The following is a 22,593-nucleotide window of genomic DNA, read 5'->3' as shown; positions in this document are numbered from 1 at the left end:
TATAATTAATTGAATTCCGCGTCAACAAAATTCGGGGGCCATTTCAATTCCTGCGCTGACTAAGGTCGTTTACACCTTAGCGATGTTGTAACCTGCCGATTTCAGCATTCTGTTCATCACTGCAAAGCCAACCCCGTCCTGCTCACTTAACGCACCTGCTAAAATTAAGTCTACGCCCTCATCATCAAGATCCCTGAGTTTTGCAAAGAATTCGTGGGCTGCCTCGATAAAAGCCTTCTCCTCAAAGAGAATCACACCGACCTTCAGTCCTAGCCGTTCATTCAGGCCCTTCAGCCGCTGAATTTCATTTTTTACCCTGTCAATCTGTCCTTCTATTACGGTCATCTCAGCCTTGGGAGCATAGTGCGTGTATTTCATACCAGGTGCTTTCGGAATGAAGTCATTGTTCTCTCCATCAGAAACATCCCTAGGTCTGTTCACGTAGAGAGCAGGATCCATTTCCACTTTACCGCCAATAGCAGCCTCTATATTCTCAGCAGTTATAATCCCCGGTCTCAATATGGTCGGGACCTCTCCGGTCAGATCCAAAACGGTAGACTCAATTCCCACTCTGCAATCACTGCCAATAAGAATCGCATCAATCTTGCCGTCCAAATCATTAACCACATGTTCGCCTTTTGTGGGGCTAGGTCTTCCCGAAATATTGGCACTTGGAGCCGCAACTGGACAGCCTGCTTTTTTGATCATTTCAAGCGCAACAGGATCGTCGGGCATCCGTATCGCTACAGTATCCAGCCCCCCTGTGGTTATGTCAGGAATATTCTGCTTCTTGGGCAAAACAATGGTCAGCGGACCAGGCCAGAAATTATCTACAAGCCGAATGATTTTCGGTGTTAAAGCTGGAGTCAATTCCCCGATGTTGCTGGCTCTGGCAATATGCACGATCAGCGGATTATCGCTCGGTCGTCCCTTAGCTTCATAAATTTTAGCGACAGCATCCCCATCCAGCGCGTTGGCTCCCAGACCGTAAACCGTTTCCGTAGGAAACGCGACAAGTCCGCCACCGGCAAGAATACCGGCTGCCTCATCGATCTTCTCCAGCGCAGCTTCCACCTTCTCATTGGCTTCCGCTTCATCATAGATAATGCTCTGCTCAAGATTCTGTTTATTCAAATCTCTTACATCAAATACTTTTGTTTCCATCCGGTTATAACCTTCTTTTTATCATGGTTTGTGTTTTAGTTTCTGATATGTAACGCCTCGGCATAGGAGAAAACTCCTTGCCAACCGGCTTTTGCGCAAAATTTTTTTACCAGCCGTCCGAGCATCCGAGAATTTTAAATACTCAAACCGGAATTGTACTTCCTCAAGCGCCGCGGCGTGTGCGTTTTCGTAGAAAACCGTCCTCCGCCCCGAGAATTTTAAATACGGCGGCAGTCGGCAGATTTTCATAGAAAACCGTCGGAGCTTTGGTTAACTGGAAGCGACCGTGTTTTCGGAGAAAACCTGCTGACAGTTGCATACCTTATTTAGAAATTCTTCATTTTCTCCGCCTGATCGGACGTAATCAACCCGTCGATAATTTCATCCAGGTCTCCGTCCAGGAAGTAATCGAGTTTATATAGTGTTAGCCCGATTCTATGATCTGATACACGGCCCTGGGGGAAATTGTAGGTTCTGATACGCTCACTTCTATCACCGGAGCCAACCTGGCTCTTTCTTGCTTCGGAAATTTCCTTGTTCTGTTCCTGAAGCTTCGCGTCATATAATCTGGCTCTTAATACCTTGAATGCTTTTTCTTTATTCTTAATCTGGGACTTTTCATCCTGGCATGTGACAACAAGACCCGTTGGAATATGAGTCAGCCGCACTGCAGAGTCTGTGGTATTTACGCACTGACCGCCGTTTCCGGACGCACGGTAAACATCAACTCTTACATCATTTGGATTGAGATCCACTTCAACGTCGTCGATTTCCGGCAATACTGCTACGGTAGCTGCAGAGGTATGAATTCTTCCGCTGGATTCTGTTTCCGGTACGCGCTGCACTCTGTGAACACCGCTTTCATACTTCAGTCTGGAATAAGCCCCTCTCCCTTTAATCAGAATAACGGCTTCCTTAATTCCTCCGATGCCGGTGTCATTGATGTCCATTACCTCAATTTTCCAGCCGCGTCGTTCTGCATATCTCATGTACATTCTCAAAAGGTCGCTGCCGAAAAGTCCGGCTTCTTCTCCGCCGGTTCCTGCACGTACTTCAAGAATTACGTTCTTTTCATCATTTGGGTCTTTGGGAAGCAAAAGCACTTGAAGCTCATTGCTTAAGACTTCTTGCCTCTCTTCCAGCTCGGATAATTCCATCTTTGCCAGTTCACGAAGCTCCTCATCCATGCCGCCTTCGCCGAGCATTTCCTTGGTGTTTTTCAGTTCATCAACTGTCTTCTTATATTCTTTGTATTTATTTACGATGGGCTCCATTTCGGACATGTCCTTGATGTGCTTCTGCCATACAGTCTGGTCGTTGATAACCTCAGGATCGGACACCTTAAGGGAGAGCTCCTCGTACTTTTCCTGGATGAAATCCAATTTATCGTACATTCTCTACTCCTAATCTTACATAAATTTCATTTAATCTCATTTAACTTTATATTATATCAGCTTATTTTTATTCTGTCACTTTTTCAAAAACATCAAAACCTGGCGGCAGAACCGCTAAGGCTTAAAAAGTCGTTTTCATTCCTATTGGTAGGGTGAGTTTGTAATAGGTCGGAACTATTATAGCATGAATGGAACCTAAAAAAAACTGGAAATGAGAATTTCCAGTTAATTTTGCTATTATTCGATATTGAACTTTTTCTTGAACTTCTCTACACGACCACCGCGATTGATAAACTTTTGCTGACCCGTAAAGAACGGATGGCAAGCAGAGCATACATCTAATCTAAGTTCATCCTTCATCGATTTAGTAACAAATGTGTTTCCACATGCACATGTAACCGTACATTCCTTATAGTTTGGATGGATTCCTTCCTTCATGCTTTTCACCTCTTTCCGAATAGATATCTATCTTAAATATTCTGTTCTAAACGATAGCTATTACATATTAGCATAAGCTGCCTGAATAGGCAAGTACTTTTTTGCTTGTAATCAAAATGCAACATTTGGAAGCAGTTTATCCTTACCCCAGGTCTCTATCATGCTCAGTCCATTGCCCTGCCTCAAGCAGCGGCTCTATAATATTTATAAATTATGGTATAATTTCATATTTTCTTCAGAAATCGATTCGTTCTCTTTTATTTAGTTTTTTAGCTTTACATCTTCTATTTTGTCCGTCGCTGACCTTTTGCAGGTTCCTTCAGCTTGCAGGTTACCACCCGGTCGTGTCCGGCAAGATCCTTTATAATATCAATGGCTTCAAAGCGTTCCATGTCATCGGCAAGGGAAGAAACCGCTTCTCCTTGATCATGGCCGATTTCCAGAAACAGCAGCCCTTGGGGTCTCAGATAGTCCGGTGCCTCGGCAAGAATCCTTCGGTAAAATTTCAGCCCGTCCTCTCCACCGTCAAGCGCCAGCAGCGGTTCATGCTCTGCCACTTCTCTTTGAAGGGTTGGTATGATATCCCTTCGGATATAGGGCGGGTTGGATGCAATGATGTGGAACTTCATTCCTCCCAAGCCTTTTCGGAAGGCTCCAAAGAGATCACTCTCCATAAATTTGATCTGTTTGCTCACTCCTGCAGCCGCTGCGTTTTCTTTAGCCACAGAAATGGCTTTAGCACTCACATCGGAAGCTGTGACCTTGGCGTCTCTGATATACTTGCTTAGACTGACTCCAATGGCTCCGCTGCCGCAGCACAGGTCAAGAATTTGCCAGCCTCCCCTGGGCGCTTTTTTCTGCCCAGCCTTCTCTTTTGCGATTTTGATGATTTCCTCTACAAGGGTTTCTGTATCCTGTCTGGGGATCAATACGTTCTCATTGACCTTAAAGGAAATCCCCATAAATTCCTGCTCTCCGGTAATATACTGAACAGGCATACCTCCTGCCCGAATGTCAATCAGTTTAAAATATGCCTCACAGGATTTTTCATCGAGAAGCGAAGGTGATTTAATAAAAAGCTGTTGCTTGTTCAACGTAAGCAGAAACATCATAATCAGCTCTGCGTCAATTTTCGGATCAAGGCAGCCTGCCTTATCCAGGGCAGTCTCTCCAATTCGTAATAGTTCTTTGATAATTAGGCTCATAAATGCTCACTCCTGTTGCCATACAAGGAAAACCGCGACTATTGCTTTCAATCGTCCTAATATATTTATCGGCTTACTTTATAAAAATTTTAATGTTTTGTCATTAACTGTCCATTTAGATCGCATTCACCCTCATACACCGGTGTATTCACCGGAACCAGAACCGCCTTCATGGCGGCGACGGCAACCTCAAGCTGCGCAAGCCCCGGCTCCTTCGTCGTCAGTTTCTGAAGTAATAGTCCAGGTACGCTGAGGATCTTTACCACCGGGGAGTCGCTCCGTCCTGCCCATCTCAGCAATTCATAGGAGAGTCCAGCAATTACAGGAACCAAAAGCAGGCGCGATGCAATTCTCCAAATTAGATTGGGCCAGCCCAGCAGTGAGAACAACAGCAGGCTGATCACCATTACAAACATCAGGAAGCTGGTTCCGCATCTTGGATGCAGCGTCAGAAAATCCTTGCAGTTTTCCGGTGTCAGCTCCAGCCCATTTTCATAACAGTGAATGCATTTATGCTCCGCTCCATGAAATTGAAATACCGTCTGGATATCCTTCATTTTTGAAATCAGAAGAATATAGAGAACAAACAGTGCAATTCTAAATACGCCTTCTATGAGATTTAAGGCCACCTCGTTAACGGTGAGATATTTGAATACACTGACCACCGCTGTAGGTGCAATAATAAAGATTCCTACTGTAAATAGTATGGCTAAAACGACAGATAAATAAAGCATTGCATTGAACGCGTTCGTTTCGCCAAATCTTTTTTCCATCCAGAGCGTAAGCTTGTCTTTTTCTGTCTCGACGCCTTCACATGCCTCGAGCACTTCTGCCGAGTACAGCAGCGTTCGGGTGCCTGTGACAAGAGAGTCTATGAAAATGAATACGCCTCGAAGAATCGGTATCTTTTTCCAGCCTCCCGGCTTTTTCAGCAGTTCTGTTTTGATATGGAGCTTTCCGTCAGGTTTTCGGACGACAACAGCGGTACGGTCCTCCCCCTTCATCATGATCCCTTCCAGAACAGCTTGACCGCCTACTTTCGTGGGGTTTGCGTTTTTAATAAATATTTTGTTGAAATCCATTGACTAATGCTTACGCCTCCAGCTTTGTTTTTTTAATAATCCTGATGAAATCGGCGTTGTTCTTTGTATGAGCAAGCTGATCAATGATATTTTCCGTAACTTCCTGAGTTCCGATATTGGACATGGCTCGTCTCATGGTCCAAACCGCTTCCAGCTCCTCCTGGCTCATCAGAAGATCTTCTCTTCTGGTTCCCGATTTATTCAGGTTGATGGCCGGGAAGATTCTCTTTTCGGAGAGCTTTCTGTCCAGATGGAGTTCCATATTTCCCGTACCTTTGAATTCTTCAAAGATCATGTCGTCCATACGGCTTCCGGTTTCAATCAGCGCAGTAGCAAGAATGGTGATGCTTCCGCCCTCTTCCATCTTTCTGGCCGCTCCGAAGAATTTTTTCGGTTTATGAAGCGCACCGGGATCAAGGCCTCCGGAAAGAGTACGCCCTGTTGGCGGAATTACCAAATTGTAGGCTCTCGCAAGCCTTGTGATACTATCAAGAAGAATGACCACGTCTTTTCCGTGCTCCACTAAACGCTGGGCTCTCGCAAGAACCATCTCTGCAACCTTTACATGATTTTGGGGAAGCTCGTCAAAGGTAGAATAGATTACCTCACCACCAATAGACCTTTGCATATCGGTTACTTCCTCCGGACGTTCATCTACAAGAAGTACAATCATTTCGATGTCCGGATAAATTTTCTCTATGCTGTTTGCAACCTTTTTCAAGAGCACTGTTTTTCCCGCCTTCGGAGGCGCTACAATCAATCCTCTCTGACCCTTTCCGATAGGGGCCACAAGGTCAATGAGACGCATCGAAAGCTCCGTCGCTCCGCTTTCCAGTGTAATTCTCTGGTTGGGGAAGATCGGAGTAAGGTCATCAAAATCCGGCCTCCTTATGGCAACGCCAGGTTCATCTCCGTTGACGGTGTTGACATAAAGCAAAGCACCAAACTTTTCGCCTTCGTTTGGCCGTCTTGTGATTCCTTTTAATTTATCTCCCGTTTTGAGATTAAATCTTCTGATTTGAGAAGGTGAGACGTAAACATCCTTATCGCTGGTCAAGAAATTGTGGAATCTAAGGAAACCGAAACCGCCTTCCGCTATTTCAAGAATTCCCTCCACTTCAGGCCGATCTTCTCTCTGCTCTTGCTGCTTTTTTGCCGGTTCTTCGGAAGGAGCCGAGGAAGATGCGGAAGAATGATGCTGCGTTGGAGTGGCAGCAGCTGCCTGAGAAGGAGCAGCAGAGCTTGCCTGCGTCGTTGAGGGCGCAGCAGCCTGAGCCTGAGTCTGAGCAGCAGCATAATTTGGCGAGGGCGCAGTCTGTGTTGCCGTGGGCGTAGGCTGTGTTGTCGTGGGAGCGGCCTGCGTTGCCTGATTTGGCGAATGTACTGCAGCCTGCGTTGGTGTAGCAGCCCGATTCGCCTGCGTTACCTGATTGGGCGAAGGTGCTGGAGCTGGAGTCGGCCTTGCAGCCTGGTTTGCCTGATTTTGCGAGGATTCTGCAGCCGGAGTTGGAGTGGCAGCTGATGGGGCTGGCGCAGAAAAAGCAGACTTCCTTCTTGAGGCTTCACGCTGGCCCTTCATCGGTGCAGCAGCAGCTGGCTGAGATTGTGCAGTCTCCGGCTCCTGTGCAAATACTGCCGGTGCCTTTGTCAGCGTTGCCTCTTTTCCAGATTTCGGTGCCCTGCCCCTCGGTTTCACTGTTTTTTCCGTTCCTGCTGGCTCTGCAGAGGCCTCGGTATTGGCAGTCACTTCTGGTTTGACGGTATTGGCAGCCGCTTCTGGTTTGACGGTATCAGCGCTTTCCTGCGCAGCACTATCCGATTGACCCTTTTCCTCCTGCTGCCCGCTAATAGCCTGAACCAATTCTGCTTTTCTCATCTTTTCAGCATGCTCAAGCCCGATGGTTTTTGCGATTTCACGCAGTTCGGCAATCTTTTTGCTTTGTAATATCTCTATATCCATATATCCTCCTGTTGGATTTTCATTTAAAATGGCTTATTTGATTTCAAATCATAGTTATGTATAGGTTCATGGCAAAACTACGTTTGAAACAAACAAAGCATAGATTCCAACCATGAGTGATAGTATCCGTTTGTGAAAAAGTATAGGGCGGCGGTTGTTACACTGCCTGAAGAATCCATAGAAAGGTCATTTAGATTACTATTTCATTTTCCAAGATTATTGCATGTCTATTATAAATCACCTTACGGGTAATTACAATCCGAGTTTTTGCGCATTTTCCTGCGTTTTATTTAGTTTATTGAGTTTTATCGGGTTTATTAAGATTTATTGAGTTAACTGAGTTTGCTAAGATTTATAAGAGTTTGCTGAGTTTATCATGATGAAAGCTTCTATTGAAAGGTGTTACAGAAAGCCCTATTTTCACATTTCACCGGGCTCTCTGCACATATCGAAAGAGATTGGAAGCAGCTACTGCGTAATGGCTGCTTCCGTAGTTGTCTTCGGTTCGATCGAGTAGATCTTGTTTATCATTTCCGCAATTCCTTCTGCGTTCGGTATCACATAGAACGGCGGATCAGGAAGCGGTGTTGCAGGAATCATGTAGGTTTCAATATCCTCAGCGGAGATTCCCATTGCATTCTTTGCTAATTTAGTAGCAGTTCCAAGATTGATGTCTGATTTCACATTTTCAAATACCGTCTTTGCGATCTTCGGCAGATCGAAGCCTATGGATTGTTTAAACGCAGACTTCATAAACTCTTGCTGTGCCTTTACACGTCCGATATCTCCTTCAAGGTATCCTTTTCGATATCTGAGAAATTGAACCGATGTCTTTCCGTCCAGGACTTGATATCCCTTTTTTATATTGATGTTCAGTGGCGGTTTATCATAAGGGTCGCTGTATTTCATGTCGAATTTGATGTCCATGGGAACGCCCCCCATGGCATCTACGATTTTGGCAACGCCATTGTAATCGACCACAACATAGTAGTTGATCGGCATTCCCAAAAGAACTTCACTGACTGCTTTGGCGGTGTTTACCGGATCCTTTCGGTAGGCAGCATTGATCTTGTTCTCGCCGTCACTATTGTAGCCTTCCCTGTGATAATAGGTGTCCCTCGGCACAGAGATCAGATCCACGTGTTTTGCATCGGTATCAAAGCTGGCCAGCATGATCGTATCCGTCAACCCACCATTTACCCCAAGAAGTAGAATGTTGACTCTGTTTTTATCTGAAAAGGCATCAAAAAAAGGACTGTTTTCATCTACGATCGTCGGAAACTGCTCCCTTAGAACCACATCGTCCCCCTCCGGATCGAACGGATTGTAGTCGGAAACCTCACCAAAAATTGACATTCCCGGTATACATAGTAATACAAATACGACGAATGCGAGCAAGAAGGTTCTGACAAAGCTCAGTGCCGGCGTTACCTGCTTGTTTTTTTGACTTGTTTGATTGCTTTTATTCCCTGAGCCTGCGCTCCCGGTCCTATTTGCCTCGTTGTTGCTGTTATTTTTAATCTCTGTTCCCATATTTACGTTATCTCTCTTTCCCCCGTTACTCAGAATATTGCTGCTAATTTAAATTTGGGCTGCTGCCAACGTCAAAAGTCAATTTTAGGTCAAATTATCATTCTAGCATATCCATTAGTCGTTATATTTTATACCTTTTTGCAAAAAAAATAAATAGGGAACCATAATTCCCTATATTATTTTTTTGTTACATATTATTTTCTTGTTCACCGTCTGTTTCCGGATTTTCCGGGACGGTATTATAGATTTCCATCAACATGTTTTCGATCTCATCCTCATCGGCGAACCAATAGGACAAACCATCCTTCGTCCCTGACTTTCCAGGAAGCATATAGGTTTGCATATCCTCTCCGTCCAGTCTGACAGCCTTTCCCGCAAGTTTTGCTGCCATTGAAAGAGGCAGATCAGAATCTACATTTTCCAGCGTGGTCGCAGCAACTTTTGGAAGACTGAGGCCGAGCGCCTGGCGAAATGCTGATTTGACAAATTCCTGCTGTGCTTTGATTCTTCCGATATCTCCTTCAGGATAGCCGGCATATCCGCCGTTGCCCTTACGGAAGCGGAGGAACTGCACTGCTTTGTCACCGTTAAGAACCTGATAGCCTTCAGCAATATCAATCTTGAGCGGGGGTTTGTCGTACGGATCGGTGTAGTGCATGTGGAATGTAATGTTCATAGGCACTCCGCCCATGGAATCAACAACCTTGCGCACGACATCATAATCAATGACAACATAGTAGTTGATCGGCATTCCGAACAGCACGTCACTGACCGCTGCCGCAGTTCCCACCGCCTTGTTTACATTGTAAATGGCGTTGATCTTCTTTGCCGCGGCACTCTTAGCTCCCTCTCTGGGATAATATGTATCACGCGGTATTGAGATTACGTCAACGTGCTGTGCGTCCAGATCATAGCTTCCCAGCATGATGGTGTCGGTCATTCCGTCATTTACGCCCAGCATCAGGATGTTTACTCTTTTCTTGTCTTTAAATGCCTCAAAAAACGGGCTGTCCGGATCCACCAGGGAGGGCATGTCTTCCATGAGGTTTTCTGTTCCGCTGAATACCCTGGTTTCGCCTACAAGACTTAGTCCCCAACGAATGGGGACTAAGATTACGGTAAATATGATTAATCCTGCTATAAAAGTTTTGATAAAAGTTTTCATTATATTGTTGTATCTGTTTCCGGAAGCGCGCCTTTACGCCAGCTGCGCGCGGAATGAATCAGCCTTTCCTAGCACAACTTACGGAATCAATGCTTCCTAAGAATCCTTCTCTTAATTATATTTGTAGAAGCCTTCGCCGGTCTTTCTTCCCAGTTTTCCGCCTCTGACCATCTTCTTTAGAAGAGGATGGGGTCTGTACTTATCCTCGCCGTACTCAGCGTGAAGTACTTCCATGATCGCCAGGCAAACATCAAGACCTACCAGATCGCCAAGAGCGAGAGGTCCCATTGGATGATTTGCACCCAGCATCATAGCCTGATCGATGTCTTCCGCTTTAGCTACTCCGTCAGCCAGGATACCGATTCCTTCATTGATCATAGGAATCAGGATTCTGTTCACTACAAATCCAGGAGCTTCCTCTACTTCAACAGGTGTTTTTCCAAGGCTCTTTGTGAGTTCAAGGATTGCATCTCTCGTTTCGTCTGAAGTTGCAAGACCTTTGATGATCTCAACGAGCTTCATCATTGGAACAGGGTTAAAGAAGTGCATGCCTATAATCTTATCTGCTCTTCCTGTAGCCGCTGCAATTTCAGTGATAGAAAGAGAGGACGTATTGGTGGCGATAATTGTACCCGGCTTACAAAGCTGATCCAGCTCTGCAAAAAGCGCTTTTTTGGATGCCATATCCTCAGTGGCCGCTTCAATGATCAAGTCTGCATCTGCAACGATGCTGATATCCGTCGAACCGTTAATTCTCGCCATGATGGCATCTTTATCAGCCGCAGTGATTTTTTCTTTTGCTACCAGTCTGTCAAGATTCTTGCTAACCGTAGCAATTCCTTTTTCAACTGAGCTTTCTCTTCTGGCACGAAGAACTACCTCGTAACCGTTCTGAGCGAGTACCTGGATGATTCCGGCACCCATGGTTCCAGTCCCTAAAACTCCAATCTTTTTCATTCCTGTTCCTCCAACTAACACGCCCGCCGTACGTATTCTTCTATGCCCTGAAACAAATCAGCGCCTTCCTATGTTACTGCGAGCCCTACCGCCGGACTTTCAAAAATCCGACTGTTACTCCAACAACCAACGTGCGATTGCACGAATATAGCGTACCTCTTTTTAGGCGAATTTTCAACTATTATTTATCACGAAGCAGAGAACACGCCGCACTACAATTTCATCAGTACCTTGCGCATTTCGGATTTATAGCTTTCCACGCCAGGCTGATCAAACGGATTGACGCCGTTCAAGTATCCGCTGACTGCACAGGTGGTTTCAAAGAAGTAGACCATCTGTCCGAAATAATAAGGAGTCAGCTCCGGAATTTCCAGCTTGATGATCGGAACTCCTACTGCCTCATGAGCAGCAATAACCCCTTCCACTGCGGCCTGATTAATCTCATTCATGCTTTTTCCCGCAAGCAGCTGGCCGGCACTTTCCGGAACCAGAATATCCTGAGCGGGCTTCATCACATTGAGTACGGTCTCAAAGAAGATCTGATTTCCATCCTGAAGAAACTGTCCCATGGAATGCAGGTCCGTACTGAACTGCAGTGCCGCAGGGAAGATCCCCTTGCCATCTTTTCCTTCACTTTCCCCGAACAGCTGCTTCAGCCATTCCCCGAAGAAGAAAAGGCTTGGTTCGTAGTATTCAAATACTTCGATGGCTTTGCCTCTGCTCAGCAGCGCCATTCTCGCCGCCGCCAGCGAAGCAGCAGCTCCACGATCCTCTTTTTCAGCAGCAGCAGCGCTTTCCGCTCCTGCAAGCATCTCCTTGATATCAATTCCGGCTGCAGCGATGGGCAGCAGCCCAACGGCAGTCAGAACAGAGTAGCGGCCTCCGATATCGTCCGGTACAACGAATGAGACATATCCCTCCCGGGCAGTCTCTTCCCGTAGAATTCCCTTATTGGCATCGGTAATGGCGTAGATTCTTTTTGCAGCCTCTTCCTTCCCGTATTTTCGGTACAGTTCATCCTTCAAAATGGAAAAGGCTACGCTGGATTCCGTCGTAGTTCCTGACTTTGAAATGACACAAAGGCAAAGTTCTTTGTCCTTGATCCGATCCAGAAGCTCTTTGTGATAGGTTCCGCTCAGATTTTGTCCAGCGAAACAAACCTCAGGCACATTATCTTTGCCTGACTTAAGAGTACTGATGGCTGCCTGAGCGCCGAGATAGGATCCCCCGATCCCTATGACAACCAGGATATCGCATTGTTTTTGAATCTGCTCTGCTGCAGCCAGAACCTCTTCCAGCTCTGTTCTGTCATAATCAAAGGGCAGCTTCACCCAGCCTGTGAAAGGTTCCTCACCTGACCAAAGTTTTGCTTTGGCTTCCTCAAGACCGGCTGCAGCGGCCTGCAGCTCCTGCGCATCTACCCGGGATCTTGAAAGATCCAGCTTAATCATTTCCCGCATGGAGAATTCCTCCTATATCATAAATTTAATTGCAACAATTCAAAGTATGTGGCGTGTTTAGCGAATCATTACAATTATTGATTTCTGCTGTAATTCGGAACCAGCTCCTGCAGCCAGTCCTTGACCTCATCATCCCGCATGGAAATGATGCCGGTAATATTTTCTTCCGTGGAGATATGTTCCTGCTCCAGGAACTCTCCTAAGCCCTGAGACGGCGGGAGCGGGTGGGCAACAAAGATCTTGTTATGCGCCGTTCGCTCGATCCCCTCTTCATCCAGAAGGAGTTCTTCGTAGAGCTTTTCCCCCGGCCTGAGCCCGGTGACCTTAATCTCGATATCCACATGGGGCACGTAACCGGAAAGACGGATGATGTTTTCTGCAAGATCCATAATACGAACAGGATCACCCATGTCCAGTATAAAAATCTCACCTCCCGTTGCCATAGCACCAGCCTGTATGACCAGCTGCACTGCTTCCGGAATGGTCATAAAATATCGGGTAATCTCCTCATGAGTTACGGTAACAGGGCCGCCTCGTTCGATCTGCTTCCGGAAGATGGGAATAACACTTCCGTTGCTTCCAAGAACATTTCCAAATCGGACCGCAGAAAAGCTGGTGCGGGAATGGACACTCTTCTCCTGAAGAATCATTTCCGCCACGCGCTTTGTGGCTCCCATAACATTGGTGGGATTTACGGCCTTGTCGGTTGAGATCATAACAAAATTCTCCACCGCATATTCATCAGACAGATCAATCATATTTTTTGTTCCAATAATATTATTGATTACCGCATCCTTGGGATTACTTTCCATTAAAGGAACGTGTTTATGTGCCGCCGCGTGGAACACCACATGGGGCTTATATTTTAGAAACACTTCTCTGATCCGCTGTCTGCTGCGGACTGAAGCGATGACCACTTCAAATTCCAGGTCTGGGTATGTGTTTCGAATCTCATTGGAAAGTTCGAAAACCGTGTTTTCGTAAATATCCAAAGCGATGAGTTTCCTGGGTTTAAATTTGGCGATCTGACGGCAAAGTTCCGAGCCGATACTGCCGCCGCCGCCTGTAACCAGCACGATCTTTCCTTCCACGTATCCACTGATTTCACGCAGATTGACCTGAACCGGATCCCTGCCCAGCAAATCCTCAATATCAACATCCCTCAGCTTGCTGATGCTGACGGTTTCGTTGATCAGATCGCTGATGGCAGGCAGAATTTTCATCTTACAGCGTGTCTTGTTGCATTCGTTTACGATTTCCTGAATTGCCTTTCGTTTTGCGGAAGGGATTGCGATGATAATCTCATCCACACCGTATCTTCTGGCAAGCTGCTTGATGGCCATATGATTTCCCGCAATTTTAACGCCAACGATATTCTGGTTCAGCTTGTCCGGTGCGTCATCTACCGCAACCACGACTCGTTTGCCCAAGTCGGGATGCCGTTTGATGTCCTTGATAATTGCGGCTCCTGCATCTCCGGCACCTACAATCATGACCTTGGTAAAGCTTCCCCTAGCCTCGCTTTTCAGCACCCCAAAGAAAAGACTTTTTACAGCACCCGGTGCTCTGAGTTCCCGGATGATCCGGTAACCCAGCCGAACCCCTCCAATAAGCAAAATGTCCAAGATGAAACTATACACATAGATGGTTCTGGGGAACATCTGCTGGGTAAATTCCAGGTACACAATGGAAGCTGCAGCCGCAGCTGCCGATGTAATAACAATCCTGACGATTTCTTCCGTACCCGCATAACGCCAGAGACTCCGGTAAAGACCCAGGAGCCAGAAAACAATAATATAGACCACCGTTAACGTCAAAATATTGTTCGCATAAGTGGAAAAATAAGCCCAAAAAACTGTGGAGCTTACTTCAAAATTAAAACGGATCAAAAATGATAATATATATGCGAAGTTGATGCAGATAACATCCGCAATCAGCAACAATAGAATTCGGGAGAATTTCACCATAAAAGCAGCAATCCTTTCACAAAAAACAAGTGCCGGGAAACGGTAAAATCGTGAATATTTTACCAGCTTCCTCAGCATAGTTTACACTTTTTTCAAAAGATTATCAAGGCTTTTACTGGCTCAGAGATCAGTTCCTCGAAGAACAGTCTTTGTGGCGATGAGATCGGTCCCTTCCTGGATAAAATCTCTGTATAAAACCTGTCCGGCAACCACAGGAGCGCTGACAGAAACAGAAGAAGCAAGCTTCATTCCATCCTTCATCAGATCCTTTGGCAGTCCTGCTGTTGTTTTCACGCTGACAAGGGCAATACTTCCTCCTGCCACCCGGACTGAAGTGGTCAAGGTCCTCCTTGGATTTAAAATTTCATTCTTCACGTATTCCGGTCCCTTGGAGCACATGCCGCCGCTTAGATCATAGGAGATTTCGCAGCTGTTGGGGCACATAATACAAGTGATGGTTTCTGCACCCGTTTCCGCTTTTTTTCTGGCTGATGCCTTCTTTCTTTGAAGAAGCTCTCCTCGTTTCTTCCTCGTTGCTTCTAACCCCGGATAAGAGTATCTCGTTTCATCAGGCTCCTGCCCTGCTGCGATCTGCATTAAATAGGTTTCTACCTGTCCTGCCACCATCTGCCCCTCCAGGCTGACATCATCGACAATATCATGGACGTAAAGCGCATTTCCGCAAAGAAAAATGCCCTGGTTTCGGTCTTTGATCATATCCTCCTCAGGCAGCAGTCCGACAGACAAGATCAAGGTATCACAATCTAAATGACGCAGGCTGTCAGGATCATGCCTTCCCTCCCCATCGACAGAGACGAGATCAACGCCTTCGATCCGGTGTTTTCCATATATATTGGTCACCACCGTATTTAGATGGAGCGGGATAGCGAAATCATCGAGACATTGGATCAGGTTCCTTCCCAGTCCTCCCGGCACATCCTCCCGTTCTACAACGCAAAGGACTTCTCCACCCTCCATGGTAATCCTTCTGGCCATGATCAGCCCAATGTCTCCTGAACCTACAATTACCACTTTCCGTCCTGGCATAAAGTTACTCAGATTGATCAGCGCCTGGGCAGTACCTGCCGTATAAATCCCTGACGGTCTTGACCCGGGAATGCCAGCCAGTCCACGCCCTCTTTCCCTGCATCCTGCGGCGCTAACCACTGCATCTGCTTCATATTCCACAGCACCTTCCTTGGTTTGCACCGTCACAATGGATCGGTACGGATTTTCTCCAGCAAGTGCCGGAAGCCCCCGCACCGACAGCACCGTTGCTTCGGTCAGGAACGGAACTTGATTCACAAACATCTTTTCCTCATAAATCGACGAATACTCCGGACCAGTCAGATTTTTTTTGTAATAGACCAGTCCGAATCCATCATGGATGCACTGAGAAAGCACACCGCCCAGCCGGTTCTCTTTTTCCAGCAGCAGAATCTGATCGATCCCTCTTTCCTTCAAAGAAACCGCTGCCGCCATTCCCGCAGGGCCGCCGCCGATGATGATAACATCCTTTTTCAGCCTCATTTCCGAACGCTCCCTTCCAGCAGATAGCTGCCAAAGTCAGACCACAGCAGCTCGAAGGGGTCCATCCCCCGCTTCTGCGTTAAAACATTCAAGAGATTTATCGTACAAAAACTCCCCTGACAATAGCCCATTGTGATACGCGTTCTGTTTTTTATCCCTTTCACGGATGGTATTGCCCCGATGCTGCAGATGCGGTCATATGCGTCCAAAACCGCTGCTTCTGTAATGCCTTCACATCTGCACAGCATTTTCAGATCCCCTTTTTCCATTTGGACAGTCCTAGGAATGGCAGAGGGTTTTGGGCTTATCAGCTTATGCTGCTCTGATTCCGATACCGAGGGCAAGCGCTCCAGGATTTCCCCAGCCGTTTTTGCAACGGCTCTTCCAATGGGGATGGAAGCGGTTAGGCCAGGAGATTCAATCCCTAACAGCTGGATCATACCGGGGACCTTCTTACTCTCCTCTATGACAAAATCCGCATACCCGCCTTCCTTTTCAGATACCAGCTTCGGCCGGATACCCGAGAAGCTGCGGATGCACGCCGCATGTTCCAAAATCGGCAGCAGATGAACGCCCTCTGTTTTCAGTCTGTCCATCACATTGAGGGTAGTGCTGTAATCTTCAGGATCCCAGCCCTCCGGAAGATACTCTGCACTGGGACCAATCATGAGATTCCCATCTATAGTGGGAGTCAGATGTACCCCCAGTCCCCCTTCTTTTTCATTGGGGATGGGATAAATCGGCATTTCAGGAAGAGCGGAATCCTTCCGATCAAGAACATGATATTCCCCTCTGCAGGGATGAATGATGTATTCGCCGCTGCCAGCCATTTTGCAAATTTCGCCTGCCGAAAGTCCGGCGCAGTTGATGAGTACCCTGGACGAATAACGTTCCATGCATCCATTTACAAGATTTTTTGCCGTTATGACAAAGCCCTGTTCCACAGCAACTACTTTTCTGCCAAAATAAAATTTCGTCCCTTGGGCAAATGCTGCCTCAGCAAGGGCAACGGTATACCGGAAGGGATCAAAAATGCCGGTCATCCCGGACCACAGTGCCGCAATTCCTGCCGGGTAACCTGCCAGTCGCTCAAGCTCCTCTTTTTCGACAACCCGAAGGTCTTTGACACCACTCGCTTCGCCCTGCTCTTTCAGGCGCAGCAGCTGGTTTCGATCCTCTTCATATCTCGCGATCACCAGTTTTCCGGTGCGTTTAAAGGGCACTCGCAGTTTTTTTGCCTCTTCTTCAAACCCTTCTGATCCAAGAACGCAGAGCCTTGCCATGAAAGAACCGGGTTTATTATTAAACCCGGCATGCAACACTCCGCTGTTTCTGCCGCTGATGCCGAAAGCCGTATCTGGTTCTTTTTCCAGCACTGCGACAGTAACCTGACTATTTTTTGAAATTTCTCTAGCGATGGCGTTTCCCACAGCACCGGCTCCGATGATCAATACATCAAAGTGCTTTTGCCCAGTCCTCTCTACCTCATGAAAACCCATGATTTCACCGAACCTTTTCCTCAATCAAATACTGTTTCTCCCTGAGCCGCTTTTCGATGGCATCCAGGGCGGCTTCCGAATCCGCTTCCACCGTATGAAGATGAAGATCACCCGTCAGACCCTTCAAGGAGACCGTTTTATAAGACTTTAATTTTTCTACAAAATCATAAATGTCCTGCCGATTTTTAATAATTAAACTGGTTGAAATCTCTCCGTAGATATCATGCAGAACGATGACATCCAAAACCTTGCCTCCGTTGTCAATGATGGTACAGAGTTCATCCTCGATTTCATCGTCTGTGTGCTTCACCATAAAACAACGATTCACCTTCTGCAGCTCTTGATAATACAGAAGGTAGCCTTTTGTAGTAGAAAGAATATTGCGGTTGACAGCCCTCAGCAGTGCAATATCTTGGACAATCACCTGCCTGCTGACATTCAGCCTCCTAGCAAGCTCCGCGCCAGAAACTGCATCGGTGCTGTTTTTCAAAATATCAATGATCTCTCTTCTTCGTTCTTCTCCGGTCATCTGAAACCACATCCTTTTCGCGCGCCGTTTGGCGCTCTGTGTTGCCGCTTTTCAGCGCATGTTTATGTTCTTATCTATATTATACTGGTTCTGCTTCGATTTATAAAGAGATCGCAACAGGAAAAAGAAAATCGGTTTTGTCCTCCGCTGATAATTCTTTATATAATAAAAAAATTCGCTTGCCCTTGTGATACAAAGAGCAAGCGAACTGGAGTGGTGGGCAGTATTGGGCTCGAACCAACGACCTCCTGCTTGTCGAGCAGGCGCTCTAGCCAACTGAGCTAACCGCCCCAATAGAGTAGATTATACTATAGGGCATGGACAATTTCAATCAAAAAATATTTTTTCTGCGATCTTCTTTTTGAATAATACAAAGTGCATCATTTATATGAGATGAAATAATGCAAACGGCACAGAATAGCCAACGATAAAATGTAATCTTTTTGTAACATAGAAACACTGATAATTCAACATTTGATGAAGAACTGTATATTGACGATTCGTTACTATTAGAGTAGAATATTTATACTGACCGACGAGTCAGAACACCTGATGATCTATTGAAAAGAAGAGAAAGGATTAGAGACTACATGAAAAAAATATTGTGTACAAGCTTGGTTTTATTACTGATGCTAAGCGGCGTTACGGCAGTCTTTGCAGAAGAAGCAGCTGATCAGCCCACCACCGCTATTGCTGCTGCAGACACTGGCTCCGCAGAAAACGGGACAACCCCCTCCGCGGTCACTGTTGTTCCTGACATGAATTTCACAGGAACTCCCGTCAAGCTTTCCTTAGAGGATGCATATAAAAAGATGCTTGCAGACAGCCCAGGGGCAAAGATGGCTGATCTGAACAGACAGAGTGCCGACGGCGTTGCAAAAGGCTATGGGGAGTCTGTACAGAAGATTAACAAAGCAAGAGATGCTTTAAGTAATCCGAGTATTCCCGATGATGTTAAATCTGGAATCGTCTATGACAGCGTCAGTAAGGACATGGCAAAGCTAAGCAGAGATTACGCTACGACTCAGGGATCAAAAAACTATGAATCGGAGATCAACGCATTAAAGACAGATACCTTTGAGAAATACTACACACTGAAGGAAATGGAAACGCAGAAAAAGATTGCAGCCGATTATCTTGCACTGAGTGAGAAACTACTTTCTAATACGCAGCTGAAATACAAGCTGGGAACCGTATCCAAAAACGATGTGCTCAAGGCTGAAATCTCCGTGAACGAAGCGAAGGACAACCTCTTAGCCTCCTCCGACGGACTGAATGCTCTGAAGATGGGATTTAATCAGTTTATGGGATATGATCTGATGCAAACTGTGACTTTAAGCGATGAAATAAAAGAGGTTCCCCTTTCCACGACGACATTGGCAAGTGCAATCAAATCAGCCCTTGCTAATCGGAATGAGATTTCAGGCGCTAAATATCTGTTCGAGCTGGCAAAACTAAATTTAGAGCAGTATGCAGCATATCCAAGGAGTTCATCAAAATACATTGCAGCACAGATGGAGTGCCTGCAGTATGAGACAGGCTATAAAAACGCACCTTTGAATGTTGAACGCGATGTCAGAACGAAATATATGGAAATGAATCAGAAGTACTCGGCGGTCCAGACCGGCAAAAAAACCGTAGAAAACGCGAAGGAATCGGAACGCCTAGCACAGCTGCAGTATGATTCCGGTCTGAGTACTCTAGCGGATGTGCAAGGAGCTCAGGTAGAATACTATAAAGCGCAGCTGGCCTATTCCAAAGCATTGCTGGAATATAATCTGGCGGTGGATGCCTACAATCTGTCCAGCGGTGTCGGGATTGAACCTGCTAGGATCTAATGAATTAAATAATATGAAAATGAAAAAGCAGATGTTTGTATTACGCAATCATCTGCTTTTTAAATTACTTGATTTTATTATCAGACTTCAAACGCTCCGCGAAATCCAACCGAGATTTAGAATTCACTCAGCAAACTGCGTGCGTTATTCATTGCATTCTGCGCATCCAATGCCTGGTCGAAGAACAGCTTTGATAGGATAGAGTAATCCTCGTCAGATGCCGCCAGATATGCTACGTTCTCAAGCAGCAGCAGATAGTATTCCGTTTTTGTCACAAAGGCTTTGACTTCCTGATAGGCAGATACCTCTTCGGAAGAATTAAATTTTGTCCAGTCGCTTACTTCCCCTGCAATATGGGAAACTTCTTCATAATCTTTGCTGATGGATTCTGCAATGACTTGTTTCTCTTTCAAAGTCTTTGCAGTGCTTATTTTTGTTATCTTTGAAGTTGCTTCATAAAAGAGAGCCTCTGTGCGGTCAAAAATATCATTCAGATCTCTCACGATTCTACTTTGCTTATCCGGTCCAGCGGTTTCATCCCCATCAGCGTGGCTAAACCGTCCAATGCTGATGGTTTTACTCTCTTCCAACCAGAGGATCGGTTCATTCATCATCGCCGCAATGGCTCTGATGGGAAGATAGGTGGAATTTTTATATAAGATCGGTGTAACGGTTTCTCCTTTTTCGCTTTGATATGTCTTGATTACAAAATCGTACATAACGATGACATCCTGATTTAAATAAGCGGTTTCCATTTCAGTAGCACTGTTACTAATGATGTTATTATACGTTTCATCCACAGTTTCTACTGCATCCGTATAGACCTTGGCCGTTGTTTTATCCGGATTTGCCATGGATTTTCCGATGAAGACCGTCTTGCTGCTTTTGTCCCATGCGATCGGTTCTTTCATCAGTCCCGAAATTCCGCGAAGCGGCAGATACGTGCGCCCCTGATACACAATGGGACAAGCATAGCGTCCGTTTGCATCCTTGAATAATTTCTTTTCCCCATAGTATTTCACCGAGATATCCGGCTTCAGAAATACCGCAATCTGATTCTGGCCCGAAGCAGAAGAATCCGCATAGATGTCGGCAGGAAATATGCTTGCAATTAATAATGCTGTTATTAAATATGCTGCGACTCGCTTCATGTTTTATCCCCCTTTGATTCACTTCCCAATTACAGTTTTACTATAAACTACAATCAAAGGAAGGTCAAGAGAGTTGGGTTGATTTTCGCGGTTTTTCCCACTATAATGGTATTATTGGTAAAATATTAGCAGATCGGAGTTTGTCATGATAAGGGAAAATCAGAGAATCTTTAATACGGTTCAAATCCTGGCGGATGCTTTTATTTTTTTGACATCAATGGGTTGTGCTTACTTTCTGCGTTTCTACCGGTATGAAGGAGGGCATATCAGGCTGGAGTTTTATCTGCAGCTCTGTGTCGTAGCCATACCAATCTATCTGTTGATCTTCAACTATTATCAGCTTTATGAATCCTACCGTTCCAAGCGGCTTTTGCTGGAAATCGGAAGGATCATCAAAGCAAATTTTGCGGGAATCATCTTCATCTTTCTATTGTCCTTTCTCATAAAGGAAGTCAACATCTCCAGAATGGTCATTCTGCTATTTGGATTTTTTAATACGATATGCATGCTGATCAGCCGCATCGCGCTTCGTAAAACGCTGCGAGCGTTTCGAAGAAAAGGTTATAACATCAAGCGTCTTCTGATTATCGGCTGCAGCAACTTATCTATGGATTTCAGTAAGAAAATCATGTCGAATAAAAACCTCGGCTATTTCGTGGTTGGTTTCCTCAGCAATAAGATGAGTGCCTGCGATGTCCCGCCGTTTCCTTACGGAATTCCTCACAAAGGGACTTTTTCCGATCTGGAAGAAGTCATTGCAAAAGAAGGTGTGGATGAGGCTGTGGTCGCTTTGGAATATGATCAGTACGATGCTTTGCCGGACATCATCGAAATTTGTGAAAAATCCGGCACCAAGGTCAGTGTCATTCCCTTTTATACAAAGTATCTTCCAGCCCGGCCCTATATTGATGAGGTTGAGGGCTTGCCTGTAATCAATATCCGAAGGATTCCGCTGGATAATCTGCTGAACAATTGGGCGAAACGCTTATTTGATGTTTTCTCCGCTCTGGTTCTTATCATCCTGCTGTCACCGATTTTACTGGCTGCTGCGCTTGGGGTCAAGCTCTCTTCCCCCGGACCTATCTTGTACAAGCAGGAGCGGGTGGGGCTGAATAAGAAAAATTTCATGATGTATAAGTTCCGGTCGATGAAGATGGCTTCTGACGGCTCCGACAAAACTGCCTGGAGTACAAGAAATGATCCGAGAAAAACAAAATTCGGCACCTTTATCCGTAAATACAGCATCGACGAGCTGCCCCAGCTTTTTAATGTTCTGGAAGGAACCATGAGCCTGGTTGGTCCTCGGCCTGAAATTCCCTACCATGTGTATAATTTCAAGGAACAAATTCCTCTCTATATGGTCAAGCATCAGGTGCGCCCCGGTATTACGGGCTGGGCGCAGGTCAATGGTCTTCGGGGAGATACTTCCATCAAGAAACGGATTGAGCATGATATTTTCTATATTGAAAACTGGAGCTTTTTATTTGATCTCAAAATATTGATCATGACCATATTCAAAGGGGTGGTGAACCAAAGTGAATAAAAAGATCTTTATTACCGCCTCCACTGAATCTCATTTAAAGCATTTTCATCAGCCATACATCAAGGCGTTTGAGCAGGAAGGCTGGGAGGTTATCGCCAAGGCTCTGCCCGTCAGCAAGCGGTTTCTTAGCTTAAAGAATCTCCGGTCCATCTGGTCCACCAGCCGCTTCATTCAGGAG

17 protein-coding genes and 1 tRNA gene are annotated in these 22,593 nt (G+C 45.8%); 2 read left to right on the top strand and 16 right to left on the bottom strand.

From position 1 onward, the window contains the following. Positions 1–69 precede the first annotated feature (69 nt). The 15 genes from FRZ06_17960 to FRZ06_17890 all read right to left on the bottom strand — a co-directional run bounded on the left by FRZ06_17960 (position 70) and on the right by FRZ06_17890 (position 18,174). On the bottom strand, positions 70–1,164 hold the full coding sequence (locus FRZ06_17960; protein ID QOX65095.1) for a threonylcarbamoyl-AMP synthase: 1,095 nt from the start codon (positions 1,162–1,164) through the stop codon (positions 70–72). A gap of 326 nt (positions 1,165–1,490) precedes the next feature. Continuing rightward, entirely contained in the window at positions 1,491–2,558 is a 1,068-nt protein-coding gene (prfA, locus tag FRZ06_17955) for a peptide chain release factor 1 (protein QOX65094.1), read from the bottom strand. A gap of 237 nt (positions 2,559–2,795) precedes the next feature. Further along, positions 2,796–2,996, bottom strand: coding sequence for a 50S ribosomal protein L31 (rpmE, locus tag FRZ06_17950; protein ID QOX65093.1), 201 nt, complete (start codon positions 2,994–2,996; stop codon positions 2,796–2,798). 284 nt (positions 2,997–3,280) lie between these two features. Continuing rightward, on the bottom strand, positions 3,281–4,201 hold the full coding sequence (prmC, locus tag FRZ06_17945; protein ID QOX65092.1) for a peptide chain release factor N(5)-glutamine methyltransferase: 921 nt from the start codon (positions 4,199–4,201) through the stop codon (positions 3,281–3,283). Positions 4,202–4,290: 89 nt separating this feature from the next. Continuing rightward, positions 4,291–5,283: a DUF1385 domain-containing protein gene (locus tag FRZ06_17940; GenBank protein ID QOX65091.1), complete on the bottom strand. Its 993-nt coding sequence runs from the start codon at positions 5,281–5,283 to the stop codon at positions 4,291–4,293. Between the two features lie 10 nt (positions 5,284–5,293). Continuing rightward, positions 5,294–7,243 (bottom strand): transcription termination factor Rho, encoded by a 1,950-nt coding sequence (locus FRZ06_17935; GenBank protein QOX65090.1) that lies wholly within the window; start codon positions 7,241–7,243, stop codon positions 5,294–5,296. Between the two features lie 468 nt (positions 7,244–7,711). Further along, entirely contained in the window at positions 7,712–8,776 is a 1,065-nt protein-coding gene (locus FRZ06_17930; GenBank protein ID QOX65089.1) for a LytR family transcriptional regulator, read from the bottom strand. 187 nt (positions 8,777–8,963) lie between these two features. Next, positions 8,964–9,941 (bottom strand): LytR family transcriptional regulator, encoded by a 978-nt coding sequence (locus FRZ06_17925; protein QOX65088.1) that lies wholly within the window; start codon positions 9,939–9,941, stop codon positions 8,964–8,966. A gap of 111 nt (positions 9,942–10,052) precedes the next feature. Continuing rightward, positions 10,053–10,898 (bottom strand): 3-hydroxybutyryl-CoA dehydrogenase, encoded by an 846-nt coding sequence (locus tag FRZ06_17920; protein QOX65087.1) that lies wholly within the window; start codon positions 10,896–10,898, stop codon positions 10,053–10,055. A gap of 212 nt (positions 10,899–11,110) precedes the next feature. Further along, complete coding sequence (locus FRZ06_17915) at positions 11,111–12,358, bottom strand: glucose-6-phosphate isomerase (protein QOX65086.1); 1,248 nt, start codon at positions 12,356–12,358, stop codon at positions 11,111–11,113. 74 nt (positions 12,359–12,432) lie between these two features. After that, complete coding sequence (locus tag FRZ06_17910) at positions 12,433–14,325, bottom strand: polysaccharide biosynthesis protein (protein QOX65085.1); 1,893 nt, start codon at positions 14,323–14,325, stop codon at positions 12,433–12,435. 120 nt (positions 14,326–14,445) lie between these two features. Continuing rightward, a complete protein-coding gene (locus FRZ06_17905; GenBank protein QOX65084.1) occupies positions 14,446–15,855 on the bottom strand; it encodes an FAD-dependent oxidoreductase in 1,410 nt (469 codons plus the stop codon). Next, positions 15,852–17,378, bottom strand: a complete 1,527-nt coding sequence (locus FRZ06_17900; protein ID QOX65083.1) for an NAD(P)/FAD-dependent oxidoreductase — start codon at positions 17,376–17,378, stop codon at positions 15,852–15,854. The genes FRZ06_17905 and FRZ06_17900 overlap by 4 nt, the downstream gene beginning before the upstream one ends. After that, positions 17,359–17,883 carry a transcription repressor NadR gene (locus FRZ06_17895; GenBank protein ID QOX65082.1) on the bottom strand — a complete coding sequence of 175 codons (525 nt, stop codon included), beginning with the start codon at positions 17,881–17,883 and terminating at the stop codon, positions 17,359–17,361. Before FRZ06_17895 ends, FRZ06_17900 begins: the two co-directional genes overlap by 20 nt. 214 nt (positions 17,884–18,097) lie before the next feature. Continuing rightward, a tRNA-Val gene (locus FRZ06_17890) sits at positions 18,098–18,174 on the bottom strand. Positions 18,175–18,473: 299 nt separating this feature from the next. On the opposite strand from FRZ06_17890, the gene FRZ06_17885 reads away from it, so the two are divergent. Then, on the top strand, positions 18,474–19,721 hold the full coding sequence (locus FRZ06_17885) for a TolC family protein (GenBank protein QOX65081.1): 1,248 nt from the start codon (positions 18,474–18,476) through the stop codon (positions 19,719–19,721). A gap of 116 nt (positions 19,722–19,837) precedes the next feature. Here FRZ06_17885 and FRZ06_17880 read toward each other — a convergent pair whose 3' ends face one another. After that, complete coding sequence (locus tag FRZ06_17880) at positions 19,838–20,872, bottom strand: hypothetical protein (GenBank protein ID QOX65080.1); 1,035 nt, start codon at positions 20,870–20,872, stop codon at positions 19,838–19,840. A 145-nt stretch (positions 20,873–21,017) separates the two neighbouring features. On the opposite strand from FRZ06_17880, the gene FRZ06_17875 reads away from it, so the two are divergent. Further along, positions 21,018–22,415: an undecaprenyl-phosphate glucose phosphotransferase gene (locus tag FRZ06_17875; GenBank protein ID QOX65079.1), complete on the top strand. Its 1,398-nt coding sequence runs from the start codon at positions 21,018–21,020 to the stop codon at positions 22,413–22,415. Positions 22,416–22,593: the final 178 nt, after the last annotated feature.

This window comes from Clostridiales bacterium, assembly GCA_015243575.1.
GTDB lineage: Bacteria > Bacillota > Clostridia > Peptostreptococcales > Anaerovoracaceae > Anoxybacterium > Anoxybacterium hadale.
The sequence above is the reverse complement of the archived record's forward strand: the minus strand, read 5'-3'. Positions and strand labels throughout refer to the sequence as shown.

Excerpts from the sequence above, each read along its gene's own strand:
- rpmE (QOX65093.1), bottom strand. The coding sequence starts at position 2,996 with ATGAAGGAAGGAATCCATCCAAACTATAAGGAATGTACGGTTACATGT.
- FRZ06_17910 (QOX65085.1), bottom strand. The coding sequence starts at position 14,325 with ATGGTGAAATTCTCCCGAATTCTATTGTTGCTGATTGCGGATGTTATC.
- FRZ06_17960 (QOX65095.1), bottom strand. The coding sequence starts at position 1,164 with ATGGAAACAAAAGTATTTGATGTAAGAGATTTGAATAAACAGAATCTT.
- prmC (QOX65092.1), bottom strand. The coding sequence starts at position 4,201 with ATGAGCCTAATTATCAAAGAACTATTACGAATTGGAGAGACTGCCCTG.
- FRZ06_17925 (QOX65088.1), bottom strand. The coding sequence starts at position 9,941 with ATGAAAACTTTTATCAAAACTTTTATAGCAGGATTAATCATATTTACC.
- FRZ06_17875 (QOX65079.1), top strand. The coding sequence starts at position 21,018 with ATGATAAGGGAAAATCAGAGAATCTTTAATACGGTTCAAATCCTGGCG.
- prfA (QOX65094.1), bottom strand. The coding sequence starts at position 2,558 with ATGTACGATAAATTGGATTTCATCCAGGAAAAGTACGAGGAGCTCTCC.
- FRZ06_17930 (QOX65089.1), bottom strand. The coding sequence starts at position 8,776 with ATGGGAACAGAGATTAAAAATAACAGCAACAACGAGGCAAATAGGACC.
- FRZ06_17935 (QOX65090.1), bottom strand. The coding sequence starts at position 7,243 with ATGGATATAGAGATATTACAAAGCAAAAAGATTGCCGAACTGCGTGAA.
- FRZ06_17885 (QOX65081.1), top strand. The coding sequence starts at position 18,474 with ATGAAAAAAATATTGTGTACAAGCTTGGTTTTATTACTGATGCTAAGC.
- FRZ06_17920 (QOX65087.1), bottom strand. The coding sequence starts at position 10,898 with ATGAAAAAGATTGGAGTTTTAGGGACTGGAACCATGGGTGCCGGAATC.
- FRZ06_17905 (QOX65084.1), bottom strand. The coding sequence starts at position 15,855 with ATGAGGCTGAAAAAGGATGTTATCATCATCGGCGGCGGCCCTGCGGGA.
- FRZ06_17895 (QOX65082.1), bottom strand. The coding sequence starts at position 17,883 with ATGACCGGAGAAGAACGAAGAAGAGAGATCATTGATATTTTGAAAAAC.
- FRZ06_17915 (QOX65086.1), bottom strand. The coding sequence starts at position 12,358 with ATGCGGGAAATGATTAAGCTGGATCTTTCAAGATCCCGGGTAGATGCG.
- FRZ06_17880 (QOX65080.1), bottom strand. The coding sequence starts at position 20,872 with ATGAAGCGAGTCGCAGCATATTTAATAACAGCATTATTAATTGCAAGC.
- FRZ06_17940 (QOX65091.1), bottom strand. The coding sequence starts at position 5,283 with ATGGATTTCAACAAAATATTTATTAAAAACGCAAACCCCACGAAAGTA.